Source organism: Rhizobium sp. S152 (genome assembly GCF_030380735.1).
Lineage (GTDB): Bacteria > Pseudomonadota > Alphaproteobacteria > Rhizobiales > Rhizobiaceae > Rhizobium.
The window spans coordinates 164,052-176,762 of the sequence record NZ_JAUDRZ010000001.1 but is presented as its reverse complement, the minus strand read 5'-3'; the positions used below and the strand labels follow the sequence as shown (position 1 = coordinate 176,762).

11 protein-coding genes are annotated in these 12,711 nt (G+C 60.6%); 6 read left to right on the top strand and 5 right to left on the bottom strand.

The annotated features are described in order from the left end of the window. Positions 1–36: 36 nt before the first annotated feature. The 6 genes from rsfS (at position 37) to QTL95_RS00825 (ending at position 5,782) form a co-directional block, all read left to right on the top strand. Entirely contained in the window at positions 37–486 is a 450-nt protein-coding gene (gene rsfS, locus QTL95_RS00850) for a ribosome silencing factor (RefSeq protein ID WP_197069527.1), read from the top strand. Positions 487–600: 114 nt separating this feature from the next. Further along, positions 601–1,083, top strand: coding sequence for a 23S rRNA (pseudouridine(1915)-N(3))-methyltransferase RlmH (gene rlmH, locus QTL95_RS00845; RefSeq protein WP_289718074.1), 483 nt, complete (start codon positions 601–603; stop codon positions 1,081–1,083). Between the two features lie 162 nt (positions 1,084–1,245). Next, on the top strand, positions 1,246–2,643 hold the full coding sequence (locus QTL95_RS00840) for a murein hydrolase activator EnvC family protein (protein ID WP_289718181.1): 1,398 nt from the start codon (positions 1,246–1,248) through the stop codon (positions 2,641–2,643). Further along, complete coding sequence (locus QTL95_RS00835; RefSeq protein ID WP_037181625.1) at positions 2,633–3,958, top strand: S41 family peptidase; 1,326 nt, start codon at positions 2,633–2,635, stop codon at positions 3,956–3,958. Before QTL95_RS00840 ends, QTL95_RS00835 begins: the two co-directional genes overlap by 11 nt. Before the next feature lie 82 nt (positions 3,959–4,040). Then, entirely contained in the window at positions 4,041–5,240 is a 1,200-nt protein-coding gene (locus QTL95_RS00830) for a divergent polysaccharide deacetylase family protein (protein WP_289718073.1), read from the top strand. A gap of 11 nt (positions 5,241–5,251) precedes the next feature. Then, the gene (locus QTL95_RS00825; RefSeq protein ID WP_289718072.1) at positions 5,252–5,782 is read left to right on the top strand and encodes an RNA pyrophosphohydrolase; all 531 of its coding nucleotides are present in this window, start codon (positions 5,252–5,254) and stop codon (positions 5,780–5,782) included. A gap of 45 nt (positions 5,783–5,827) precedes the next feature. Here the strand turns inward: QTL95_RS00825 and bfr are convergent, their stop codons facing one another. From bfr to QTL95_RS00800, 5 genes are all read right to left on the bottom strand, one after another. Next, on the bottom strand, positions 5,828–6,313 hold the full coding sequence (bfr, locus tag QTL95_RS00820; protein WP_162698425.1) for a bacterioferritin: 486 nt from the start codon (positions 6,311–6,313) through the stop codon (positions 5,828–5,830). Then, positions 6,279–6,701 (bottom strand): (2Fe-2S)-binding protein, encoded by a 423-nt coding sequence (locus QTL95_RS00815; protein ID WP_289718071.1) that lies wholly within the window; start codon positions 6,699–6,701, stop codon positions 6,279–6,281. The genes bfr and QTL95_RS00815 overlap by 35 nt, the downstream gene beginning before the upstream one ends. 67 nt (positions 6,702–6,768) lie before the next feature. After that, positions 6,769–10,212 carry an error-prone DNA polymerase gene (locus tag QTL95_RS00810; protein WP_289718070.1) on the bottom strand — a complete coding sequence of 1,148 codons (3,444 nt, stop codon included), beginning with the start codon at positions 10,210–10,212 and terminating at the stop codon, positions 6,769–6,771. Continuing rightward, on the bottom strand, positions 10,212–11,693 hold the full coding sequence (locus QTL95_RS00805) for a Y-family DNA polymerase (RefSeq protein WP_336622269.1): 1,482 nt from the start codon (positions 11,691–11,693) through the stop codon (positions 10,212–10,214). The genes QTL95_RS00810 and QTL95_RS00805 overlap by 1 nt, the downstream gene beginning before the upstream one ends. Beyond that, the gene (locus QTL95_RS00800; RefSeq protein WP_289718069.1) at positions 11,677–12,627 is read right to left on the bottom strand and encodes an ImuA family protein; all 951 of its coding nucleotides are present in this window, start codon (positions 12,625–12,627) and stop codon (positions 11,677–11,679) included. Before QTL95_RS00800 ends, QTL95_RS00805 begins: the two co-directional genes overlap by 17 nt. Positions 12,628–12,711: the final 84 nt, after the last annotated feature.

Here is a 12,711-nt window from a genome sequence, read left to right as displayed (position 1 = left end):
CCTATCTTAATCACGATCCGGTTCGCCGGATCAGTGATGTGCATAGTTTGTCATTCCGAGAAAGGGAAAGCACTGACAACAGTACACGCCAAGGGAAGAACGCCTGCCGTTGTTGTCCCGAAGAGCCCGGAACGTGGCGACGATGCCGCTGCCCGCGCCTTGCACGCCGTCCTCGTCAGCCTCGAGGACTCCAAAGCTGAAGATATCGTTTCCATCGACATTGCCGGAAAATCGGCGCTCGGCGACTTCATGGTAGTCGTCTCCGGCCGTTCGAGCAGGCATGTCATGGCGATTGCCGACCATCTGCTCACCGACCTGAAGGACGAGGGTTTCGGCTCCGCCCGTGTGGAGGGCAAGGATGCCGGTGATTGGATCCTCATCGATACCGGCGATGTCATCGTGCATGTCTTCCGTCCTGAAATTCGCGAGTTCTACAACATCGAAAAGATGTGGGCGGCTCCGGATCTGGACGAAACGCTGCACTGACACCCGTCTGGACGCTTTGACCGGCGACTGATACACGGCGGCCCGATGAGCCGGAGCTGATGCTCCGCTCGCAGCTGCGGCTGTGTCAACGGAATCGATGGCGGGAGCGGACGGATGCGCATTGGTCTTTTTGCCGTGGGGCGGTTGAAATCCGGCCCCGAGAAGGATCTTGCGGCGCGCTATTTCGACCGCTTCGCCAAGGCCGGCCCGGCCGTCGGGCTTGAATTCACCCGCGTTGCCGAGGTGGCGGAAAGCCGTGCTTCGAACGGCGAGACCCGCAAACGCGATGAAGCGGCTATGCTGCAAAAGTCTCTCGCCGAGGGAAGTATTCTCATCCTGCTCGACGAGCGCGGCAAGGCGCTCGACAGTGAGGCCTTCGCCACCCTTCTTGGAAACTATCGCGATCAGGGCAAGCGTGACCTGACGATTGCGATCGGCGGCGCGGACGGACTGGATCCGACGCTTTATGATCGCGCGGACGCCACGATTTGCCTGGGCAAGATGACGTGGCCGCACCAGCTGGTGCGAACGCTGATCGCCGAACAGCTCTATCGCGCCGTCACTATTCTTTCCGGCCACCCCTATCACCGTGTTTGATGCCATCTTGTTTCGGGTTGGGCCGTTCACGCAGACTTGCCTTGCGCGTGTGGGCGCGATCCCGCAATGCTTCTGGAAAAGCATGTCAAATCAGCTTAATCTTCGCGCGATTTGAGAGGACTTTCGGACGGCATGCCGAGCACAGCGTTCAAGCGTCGATACGTGATCCCGCCCGTCGTGGCGTTGGGTGTTGGCGCGTGCGTTCTCGGCTTATCCGGTCGCATCGTCGGACCTGAGGCCTTCGCGCAGGATGCGCCGGCACCGGTTGCGACGCCCGGGGTCGCCGAGCAGCAGCCACCCGATCCTGCAGCCGATCTGGCCAGGAAGCGTGACGAGACGCGGCTGGAACTGGAAACGCTGTCGAAGACGATCAACCTGTCCTCCGACAAGATGGCCGAACTTGAGAAAAGCATCGCCGACGTGCAGAAGGATACCAGCAGCATCCGGCAGGCGCTGATCGATTCCGCCGCCCGCCGGAAATCGCTGGAAAAGCAGATACTCGACGGCGAAAAGAAGCTGGCGGAACTCGGCGTCAAGGAAGATGCCGCCCGCCGGTCGCTGCACGAGCGACGCGGCCTGCTGGCCGAAGTTCTGGCTGCCCTGCAGCGCATGGGGCGTAATCCACCGCCTGCCCTGCTCGTGACGCCGGATGATGCGCTTGGCTCCGTCCGCAGCGCCATCCTGCTTGGTGCCGTGGTGCCGGGCATTCGCAAGGAGACCGACAAGCTCGCGGCCGATCTCGCCAACCTTTCCGCTCTTCAGGCCGCAAGCGCTGCGGAGAAAAGTAGCCTGACGACGACGGTAACGAACAGTCTCGAAGAAGAGCGGCGGATGAACCTGCTGCTCGCGGAGAACGAAAAGCTCAGCCAGAGCAATAACGCAGAGCTCGAAACCGAAAGAAAGCGTTCCGAGGAACTCGCCAGTAAGGCGACGAGCCTGGAAAGCCTTGTCGCCTCGATGGAAACAGAAATTTCATCGGTGCGCAACGCGGCTGCCGCAGCCCGTCAGGCCGAGGAAAACCGCAAGCTTCTGACCGACGAGCAGCGAGCCCAGGCCAGGGCCCTAGCCGAGAGTGGCGTGCCTGATAAAAACCGCATTGCCCCCGCATATCCGTTCGGAGATTTGAAGGCGAAGCTCGAGTTGCCAGTGGCAGGCGATGTGCTTCGCCAGTTCGGCGATGCCGATGGAACCGGGCACGAGGCCATGGGAATGACGCTTGCCACCAATCCGGAAACAGTGGTTACCGCGCCGGCGGACGGGCATGTGGTCTATGCCGGCGCTTTCCGTAGTTATGGACAGATGATCATTCTTGATACCGGGGATGGATATCATCTCGTTCTCTCGGGAATGGAGACCATTAGCACCCGCCAAGGCAAGTTTGTTTTCGCCGGTGAGCCGCTCGCCGTGATGGGCGCAAAAAGAGTGGCAAGCGCGACTGCATTGGCGCTGGAAACAAACCGACCAACGCTTTACATTGAATTTCGAAAAGACGGTAAACCGGTCGATTCCCGACCATGGTGGACCGCCAAAGACACCGGAAAGGCACGCAATGATTCGTAGGGCTTCTCTTGTTCTGGTTGGCGCATTGATGGGTGCGACTGCCATGAGCGTCATTTATTCCGCCGGCGTGCCCGCGGAAGCCGCCGGGGCCTCGACCTACAAGGAGCTTTCCGTATTTGGTGACGTCTTCGAACGCGTTCGCGCCCAGTACGTGACGCCACCGGCTGAGGACAAGCTGATCGAGAATGCCATCAACGGCATGCTCTCCTCGCTCGATCCGCATTCCAGCTACATGAACGCCAAGGACGCTGCGGACATGCAGACCCAGACGCGTGGCGAATTCGGTGGTCTCGGCATCGAGGTCACGATGGAAGACGAGCTGGTCAAGGTCATCACCCCCATCGACGACACGCCCGCTGCCAAGGCCGGCGTTCTGGCCGGAGACTATATCTCCGAGATCGATGGCCAGTCCGTGCGTGGCCTGAAGCTGGAAGATGCCGTCGAAAAGATGCGCGGTCCGGTCAACACGCCGATCAAGCTCACGCTCATCCGCAAGGGTGCGGACAAGCCGATCGAGCTGACGGTTGTTCGCGATGTCGTCGCCGTTCAGGCGGTCAAGTCCCGCGTCGAGGATGACGTCGGCTACCTCCGTGTCATCTCGTTTACGGAGAAGACCTATCCAGACCTCGAAAAGGCGATCGAGAAGATCAAGAAGACTGTGCCGGCTGATAAGCTGAAGGGTTATGTCCTCGACCTGCGCCTCAACCCGGGCGGCCTGCTCGATCAGGCTATCCAGGTTTCCGACGCGCTTCTGCAGCGTGGTGAAGTGGTTTCGACACGCGGCCGCAACGCTGATGAAACCCGTCGCTGGAACGCCGGTCCGGGTGACCTGACCGATGGCAAGCCGGTTATCGTGCTCATCAACGGTGGCTCGGCCTCGGCTTCGGAAATCGTTGCCGGCGCCCTGCAGGATCTGCGCCGCGCGACGGTTCTCGGGACGCGTTCGTTCGGCAAGGGGTCGGTCCAGACGATCATCCCGCTTGGCGAGAACGGTGCCCTGCGCCTGACGACCGCGCTCTACTACACGCCGTCGGGCCGCTCGATCCAGGGTACGGGGATCACGCCCGATATCAAGGTGGAGGAGCCGCTGCCGGATGACCTGAAGGGCAAGATGGTGACGGAAGGCGAATCCAGCCTGCGCGGCCATATCAAGGGCCAGAGCGAGACTGACGAGGGCTCCGGCTCCGTCGCCTATGTCCCGCCGGATCCGAAGGATGACGTCCAGCTGAACTACGCGCTCGACCTTTTGCGCGGCAAGAAGACGGACCCGTCTTTCCCGCCGAACCCCGACAAGGCGGTCAGCAGCGCCAAGTAATCGACGAATGAGGCGTCAGGCCGGATCGTGCATCCGGCCTGACGCCTTTTTGCTGCCTAGAGCTCCGGACCAGGAAAGACAATTGAACAGCGATCTCCACGCGCCCCTGGGACAGAACCGCAAGCCTGATGGCCAGCGGCCGGGTATTCTGCGCATCGGTCGCGTGGTCGCTGGCCTCTGCCTCGTGCTGATCGGCGGCTTCTCGCTCTATACGGCTTTTAGAGACGACGGCTTGTCTCGCAAGGAGCCCGCGCCGCAGGCGCAGACGGCGCCGCCGCCTTCCGGTGCTCCCAAGGTCCCTACCGCAGCCGAGCAGGATACACAGGCCAACGGCATGCCGCGATCGGATCCGCATTCGGGCGCCAACGTGCAGAAGATGGTGGCGCCAGATGGCTCGGTGGTCACGAAATTCAGTCCCAAGGGGCGCGACGGCAGCGGTCCCGTACTCGTCGATGCCATGCAGACTGGACAGGACCCGCGCATGGCGGCTCTGCCCAACGAGGCCCTGCTCGAGACCACGCCTGCCGGTCGCCTGCCGATCGTCGGCCCTGACGGGCGGCGGCCGATGGATCAATATGCTCGCCCTTGGTCCGGCGCGCGCGGCACGCGGGTTGCGATCGTTGTCAGCGGGCTAGGGCTCAGCCAGACCGGCACACAGCGCGCCATCAAGCAGTTGCCTGAAGAGATCACCTTCGCCTTTGCCGCCAGCGGCAATAGCCTGCAGCGCTGGATGCAGGACGCGCGTCGCGGCGGGCATGAGATACTACTGCAGGTTCCGCTTGAGCCATTCGATTATCCGGCGAACGATCCCGGCCCCGACACGCTGCTGACGTCAAAATCCGCCGCCAACAACATCCAGAGCCTGCACCGCTCGATGGCCGAGATCACCAACTATACCGGCATCATGAACTATCAGGGCGGCCGCTTCCTGTCTGATCCAAAGGCGATGGAGCCGGTTTTGCGGGATATCAGCCAGCGCGGGCTACTTTTTCTCGACGATGGAAGCTCGGCGCAATCGAAGACCTCGGTGATCGCCAAGGGGACCGAACTGCCTTATGCATTTGCAGACGTGCAGCTCGACAAGCAGCTTGATGTGAACGCCATTCTACAGAAGCTGGATGAGCTCGAGCGCGTTGCCAAACGCAATGGCCAGGCGATCGGCGTGGCGTCCGCGTTCGACGAGAGTATCGACGCAATTTCCCGATGGACGGAAGAGGCGGCTATGCGTGGGATAGAGATCGTCGGTGTTTCGGCTTTGGCCAACGACCCCAAGAAACCGTGAGCGAGGAAGGTATGAGTGAGATGACCGTGAAGGCCGAGGACCTGCCTTACCGCCCATGTGTCGGCGTGATGATCCTCAATCGCCAGGGGCTCGTCTGGGCGGGGCGGCGCATTCCCGAGGAGAATTCCGAATATGACGGTTCGCCGCAGCTTTGGCAGATGCCGCAGGGCGGGATCGACAAGGGCGAAGACGCGCTGGATGCCGCTTATCGTGAGCTCTATGAGGAGACGGGCATGCGCTCCGTGACCCTGCTTGCAGAGGCGCGGGACTGGATCAATTACGACCTGCCGTCGCAGCTGATCGGCATCGGACTGAAGGGAAAGTATCGCGGCCAGACGCAGCGCTGGTTCGCCTTCCGGTTCGATGGCGACGAGAGCGAGATCGCCATCAATCCGCCGCCCGGTGGGCATTCCGCGGAGTTCGATGCCTGGGAGTGGAAGCCGATGGAGACGCTTCCCGGCCTGATCGTGTCGTTCAAACGTGGCGTCTACGAGCAGGTGGTCGCCGAGTTTCGGCATCTTGCGGACTTGAGCGCCACTTAGGCTGGAAGCCGGCCGCACGTTGCGGCCGGAAACGCAAAAGCAGTGTTACTCGGCTTCGTTGGCCGAGTCGGCGTTCAGCTGGCCATACTTGGCTTCGCCGATCTTGCCGAGCAGCTCGAGCTGGGTTTCGAGGAAGTCGATATGGCCTTCCTCGTCCATGAGCAGCTCTTCGAACAGCTTCATGGAGACGTAGTCGCCTGCCTCATGACAGATGTCGCGGGACTTCTTGTAGGCCGTGCGGGCATCATATTCGCCGGCGAGATCAGCTTCCAGGACTTCCTTGACGTTCTGGCCGATGCGCAACGGCGCGAGGGTCTGCAGGTTGGGATGACCTTCGAGGAAAATGATGCGCGCGACGAGCTTGTCGGCATGCTGCATCTCTTCAATGGATTCAGCACGTTCTTTCTTGGCGAGCTTGGTGTAGCCCCAATCCTCGAGCAAACGATAATGAACCCAGTACTGGTTCACAGCACCGAGTTCCAAAAAGAGGGCCTCGTTAAGCCGCTCGATGACTTTTTTGTCGCCTTTCAATGTCCGCTCTCCTGTTTTCTTCATGGAAGTTTCTGAGGCGGGACATGAAATCAAATATTTCGGCGTCCGTCGAGTCGCGACGGGCGTGATATTCCTCGGTGGTCTGGATGATTATGTCGACTACATTGGGGAAACAACCGCAGCAACGACCGCGTTTTTCCATGGCGTGGTAGACTTTTGCGGGCACGATAAGCTGCCAACAGTCTTCATCGAGAAGGCTGTTGATAACCTCCCGGATTTCCGTGTCCGTTATGTAGTTGCAGCTGCAGACAAGCACGTCTTCATTCCAAACATGACAATCACTATCGTCTTTTGTGCTAAAGAAGACGCTCCTTGTCAAGAAAGATTCACATGTGAGTCCGGTTTGGATTTTCGACGTTCGCAGCATGGTCTCATCCCGCGGCCCCCTCCATTGGCCTTCCATCAGGCTGCTCGGCATTGCGCGGGACTGAAAATCAATGGAAATTTCGCCCCTTTGGCATCACCTCGGCAGTGCCGACGACGTTCTTTCTGGTGTCCTGCGACAACATACGTTTTTCCATAGCTGTCTTCTCCAGATGGTCAGCCAACTTTCGTTGCCTTGGATCGGCGGTCGGCCTCAGCGCTTCGTCTGACCGGTCGCAGACGCCGAACCTCTGGGCTTCCTTCTGCAGCAGTCCGAGAGCCGGCGTCATATCCTCGATGTGATCGACGACGGTGTGGATCACCCCGTTCTGGCTCTGCAGCTTGCCGCGGATCTTGACCAAGCGGGCACCCATGACGGTGGCGCGGTATTTCTCGAAAGCTTTTGGCCATACGATGGCATTGGCAACGCCGGTCTCGTCCTCCAGCGTCATGAAGATGACGCCCTTGGCCGAGCCGGGGCGCTGGCGCACCAGAACCAGACCGGCAATGGTCACCCGCCTGCCGTTTTCGACCCTGAGCAGATCGACATTGCGGGTAATGCCGATGCCGCGCAGTTCGTCTCGCAGGAAGGAGACGGGATGCGCCTTCAGCGACAGGGAAAGATACCGGTAGTCCTCGACCACCTGCTCTCCCGGCAACATTTCGGGGAGCTTGGTCCGCGGTTCCACTTGCAGGTCGGCATGGCCTGCCTGCTCGAACAGCGGCAGGCGCTCGGCCGCGCTTTTCACATCAAGCGCGCGGACCGCCCATAGCGCCTCACGCCGTGACAGGCCGATGCTGTTGAAGGCGTCCGCATCCGCCAGGCGTTCTATCTCGGCCTTGTCGAGACCGGACCGCAGCCATAGATCGCGGATCGAAGTGTAGCCCCCTCCCCGGTTCACCATCAGCCTCTCCTTGACCGCTGTCTCCGACAACCCCTTGACCTGGCGAAAACCCAGGCGCACTGACCGCTTCGCCTTGATGACATCGCTCATCTCGCGATGGCGGAAATCGATGCGGCGGCTGTCGAAGCGGCCGTCCTCCAGAAGGCAATCCCAATCCGAACTGTTGATGTCGACCGGTCGAATTTCGACGCCGTGTTCCCTGGCATCGCGGACCAACTGCGCCGGTGCATAGAAGCCCATCGGTTGCGAATTCAGCATCGCCGCGCAGAAGACGTCGGGATAATAGGCCTTCACCCAGGAGGACGCGTAGACAAGCAGCGCAAAAGACGCCGCGTGGCTTTCCGGGAAGCCGTATTCGCCAAATCCCTTGATCTGGTTGAAGCATTGCTGGGCAAATTCTTTGGAGTAAATCTCCTTGGCCATCATGCCATTGATGAACCGCTGCTCGAAATTGCCGATGGTGCCGGTCCGCTTGAAGGTTGCCATCGCTCGCCGCAGTTGGTCGGCCTCAGCAGGTTCAAAGCCCGCTGCAGTGATGGCAATCTGCATCGCCTGTTCTTGGAAGAGCGGAACGCCCAGTGTTCGCTCCAGGACACTTTCCAACTCCTTGCTGGGATAGATCGCCGGGATTCCTCGTCTCCGCTCTTCCCGGCGTTTCAAATAGGGGTGAACCATGTCACCCTGGATAGGTCCGGGCCGGACGATTGCGACCTCGATGACGAGATCGTAGAACACTCTCGGACGCAGGCGCGGCAGCATGCTCATCTGCACGCGGCTCTCGATCTGGAAGACTCCCAGCGTATCGGCCCGGCACATCATGTCGTAGACCGGTGCTTCGTCTTCGTGCGTGTCATTGCCAAGATCGGCCAGCGTCTTCTTCACGTCGTAGTGCAACAGCAGCAGATCGAAGGCCTTGCGCAGGCAGGTCAGCATACCGAGCGCCAGGACATCGACCTTGAGGATTTTCAGGTTGTCGAGATCGTCCTTGTCCCATTCAATCATATAGCGATCCGGCATGGCCGTATTCATGATCGGGACGACCTCGTCGAGGCGGTCGCGGGTGATGACGAAGCCGCCGACATGCTGCGTAAGATGGCGGGGAAAGCTCAGCAGTTCGGAAGCGTATTGCAGGACGTGGTTGGTTACCGGGTTTCCAGTGTCGAGGCCGGCGGCCCTTGCCTCCCGTTCAGATAGTTTGTCATCCGACCAGCCCCAGACCAGACTGCCGATCGCCGATTGCACATCTTCCGATAGGCCGAATGCCTTTGCGACCTCGCGACCTGCGGAACGGGTGCGGTAGCTGGTGACGGCGGCCGTCAGTCCAGCGTGCTCCTTGCCATAGCGCTGGTAGATATGCTGGATCACCTCCTCGCGCCGATCATGTTCGAAATCGACATCGATATCGGGTGGCTCGTCGCGGTCCGTAGACATGAAGCGATCGAACAGCAACACGCTTTTTTCAGGGTTAACCTCCGTGACCTCAAGACAGTAGCAGATCACCGAGTTGGCGGCTGAGCCGCGTCCCTGGCAGAGGATCTCGAGCTCATACCTGGCATGCATGATGATCCGGTGGACCGTCAGGAAATAGGGCGCGTATTGCTTCTGTTTTACGAGTTCCAGTTCGTAGACGATCTGCTCCCGCGTCTTCTTCCCGATGCCCTTCGGAAAACGCCGCGCCGCTCCCGCCCATGTCAGGCGCTCCAAAGTTTCGTAAGGCGTTTCACCCGCGTCGTTCTCATCCGGATAATTGTGTTTCAGTTCGTCCAGGCAAAAGGTCAGCCTGGCGAAGAACTTCTCCGTGTTTTCGACTGCGTCGGGAAAGTCGCGGAAGAGACGCCGCATCTCGCGCTCATCTTTCAAATAGCGCTCGGCATTCGGTGCCAGCAGGAAGCCGGCCTCGGGGATTGCTACATGCTCTCGGATCGACGTGACGATGTCGGAGAGAGGGCGGCGAGCGGTATCGTGGTACAGCGGTTGGTTGGTGGCGATAAGAGGCACGCGGCTGCGGTCAGCCAGCATGGAGATGGTTGCAAACATGCGCTTGTCGCGACCATCGTAGGCGGGGACGAGTGCCATATAGATGTCTTTCCGGAAGCGCTTTCTCAAGCGCTCCAGGCAGGCTTCGAAGGTCGCGTGGTTGTCATTGTCGGCAACAGACGGGTGGGGAAGGACCGCAAGCATCATATCGTCGCCCCATTGCATCAGATCCTCTTCCGACAGGATGCACTTACCCTTGTCGGCTCTCAGGTTTCCGGCGCTCAGCAAACGGCAGAGATGCGCCCAGCCTTGACGATTTCGGGGGTAGGCAAGAATGTCGGGCGTTCCATCCGTAAAGACGAGGCGGGCTCCGGGTTGAAAACGGATGGGATCGGGAATGATGTCGTTCTTTTCACGTTCCTCCAGAAGCCCGGCTTTCATTCGCTCGAATTTCTTCTGGATCGCCTTCGACTGCGCATGCGCTCGGACGACACCTGCAACTGAATTGCGATCGGCAATTCCAAGGCCTCCAAGCTTGAGAAGAGCAGCTTGAAAGACCATTTCCTCGGGCTTTGACGCGCCTTCCAGAAAGGTGAAATTGGTCTTGGCGCCGATTTCGAAGAAGGCGGACATCAGCCGATGATCCCGTGCATGAACCACCTTTGCGCCGTGTCTCGCTCATAATGGCCTTGGCGAAAGATCCAGAAACGTCGCCCCTTGTCGTCCTCTATCCGGAAGTAATCCCGATCCCTAGCGTCCATTCCCTCCACGCCGTCGATCCACCATTCCATTGCCAGCCGCTCCGGCCCCTCGCTCTTCAAGACACGGTGCTGCATGCGCCGCCAGTGAAAGCTCGCCGGTGCGCCATCCGGGATTTCGACGGCAAAGGCATCCATCGGCTCCGCTTTCTGCAATAGCCGGATGGGGCGCTCGCTCCTGGCCGGTGGCGGATGTCCTTCCCTGGTTTTCGGGGCAGACAGGTGATCGATTGCCGGCACTGGAACAGACGCTCTTTCCGGTACGTGGCTCTCCCGCAATTGGAAGGTTTGCAGGCAGTCTTCTCCGAGGCGGGCTGAAACCCGCTCCACGAAGGCGGCAAGAGATGCGTCTTTCTGCTGGCGGCTTTCGAAATCGCCTTGCGAGTTTACGAAGGTTTCGTGTCGCAGGACGTTGAGGCGCAGAATTTCAAATCCGTAGCCGGCATCGAGGTCGTCATATACGGCCTGCAGCCGCTCGGCGAAGAGGGTGGCGATGCGCCGGGGATCGCGCAGCGGCTGGGCAGTACCGGCGGAAATGCGGAAAACCCGGCCATCGACGCGGAAGAGGACGAGCTCGAAAACGCGTCCGCCGGCGCCGCGGGCCTCGAGCGAGGGCTTCAGCGAGACCGCGATCTGATCGGTGATTGCAAGGATGTCCTCCTCGGCGCCGACCGGTTCCATCAGGCGGCGCTCGGCCGAGAGGCTGGCGACCGGAAGGCGGGGCGAGATCGGCTCCTCGTCGGTTCCAAGCATCTGGCCCAGTCGCAAGAGCACGCTTGCGCCGAAACGGCGGGCAAGCGGCGCGCGTGGCGCTTCCATGAGGTCTCCGACATATTTCAGGCCCATCTTGCGAAGCGAAGCGACGGTGTCGTCGGCAAGGCGAAGCGATGCGACCGGGAGAGGGGCGGCTACTCGCTCTGCCTCACCCTCATCGATGACGCCCCCGTGGGCGAAGCGACTGACCGCCCAGGAAAGACCGGGCGAGGAGGTGATGGCGCCACGGGCATCGAGACCCATCTGCATCAGCCGCGGCAGAATATCCTCGAGGAGAGCCTCTTCGCCGCCGAAGAGATGGGCGCAGCCGGTGATGTCGAGAAACAGGCCGTCGTTTCCGTCGAGTGCGACCAGCGGCGTATAGCGGTCGCACCAGTCGGCAATGGCCTCGAGAAAGCGCAGGTCGGCGGCAGGATCTTCCTCGATTACCTCAAGCGTCGGAAAGATGGCGCGGGCTTCGGCAACTCCCATGCTTTTCTTCAGGTTGATCGCCTCGGCCGCTTCATCGAGTGCGGTCAGTCGCATGGTGTTGGCGTGGCGACCGGAACAGACGATCGGCGGTTTCCTAGGACGATCGCGCAAACGCCAGGAGAGGCCCCACTTCTTCCTTGATATCCGGTCGGTCGGCAGATGCGGGAAATGCAGCGCGAGAATACGTTGCGCGCTCGCCTGGAAAGCGAGTGTCGGCTGGTTGGCGGACAGGGAAAAACCGGCGGTCATGAGGGTTCCACTCCAGAAGGATGGAGAGTGGAGCCGGATTTCGGCTCTTCTCCAGTGTGAGACGAAAGATGGGATTGCCGATGCTGCCGCCTAGCATCGAACCATCCGGCATGGACCGCGCCTCAGCCGGCGCGGGTTCGGCAAGAAAGCGGAAAACGGCGCTGCTGGCCTCTTCCTCTCCTGCTTGCCGCAACAGGAAAAGCGGGCGTCCGGAGGACTTTGCCCGCAGGTTGAGACGCCGGCTTTCCGTCAGCCCGAAGGGTTTCGGATTGCCGCGGACCTCAAGAATGGTGGCCGGAAATACGCCGCTGGCAATGGCTGCTTCCGCAAGCCAAAGCGCATCCTCGAGCTTGCGCGGCGTTGCGTGCAGAAACAATCCGGGGTTCAAGCCGAAATCCCGCAGCCCGACGGCATAGGGGCGTCCAGCCTCGATGGAGGCGACGGTGTCCGCGATCCAGAGGATAGGCAAGGCGCTGCCTTGCTCGTCCTCAGTCTGCCGCTGCAGCATAGCGGCCAACGCCAGCACGAAGCCGCTGCTGGCACCTGCATTGCGCAGCTGCCCGGTGCGGACTTCGGTCAGCCCATCCAGAGGGAGGCCGCCCTCTAGGGCGTCGTCGATCATGGTTATTCCCAGCGGCAGGCGCGGCTCAATTTCTGCTTTCTTCCTGTCGCAACCTCGTTCGGCCAAAGCTTCGCTTTCCGCTGCCGCCAAGGCCGGCACCGGTTTTCCTTCAAGCTTTGCAATTGTTTCACGGAGCGCAAAAAGCTGCTCGCGCGCCACGGCCGACTGTGCCATGACGTCACTCCAAGGTTTAATGTTCCTGTTATGTTCTTATGGATTCCAGAGCTTGGCGGAAGAGTCAACAGGCGTTTGATGTGA

Coding starts and splice junctions, on each gene's coding strand:
- rsfS (WP_197069527.1), top strand. CDS start 37: ATGTGCATAGTTTGTCATTCCGAGAAAGGGAAAGCACTGACAACAGTA.
- rlmH (WP_289718074.1), top strand. CDS start 601: ATGCGCATTGGTCTTTTTGCCGTGGGGCGGTTGAAATCCGGCCCCGAG.
- QTL95_RS00835 (WP_037181625.1), top strand. CDS start 2,633: ATGATTCGTAGGGCTTCTCTTGTTCTGGTTGGCGCATTGATGGGTGCG.
- QTL95_RS00825 (WP_289718072.1), top strand. CDS start 5,252: ATGAGTGAGATGACCGTGAAGGCCGAGGACCTGCCTTACCGCCCATGT.
- QTL95_RS00815 (WP_289718071.1), bottom strand. CDS start 6,701: ATGCTGCGAACGTCGAAAATCCAAACCGGACTCACATGTGAATCTTTC.
- QTL95_RS00810 (WP_289718070.1), bottom strand. CDS start 10,212: ATGTCCGCCTTCTTCGAAATCGGCGCCAAGACCAATTTCACCTTTCTG.
- QTL95_RS00800 (WP_289718069.1), bottom strand. CDS start 12,627: ATGGCACAGTCGGCCGTGGCGCGCGAGCAGCTTTTTGCGCTCCGTGAA.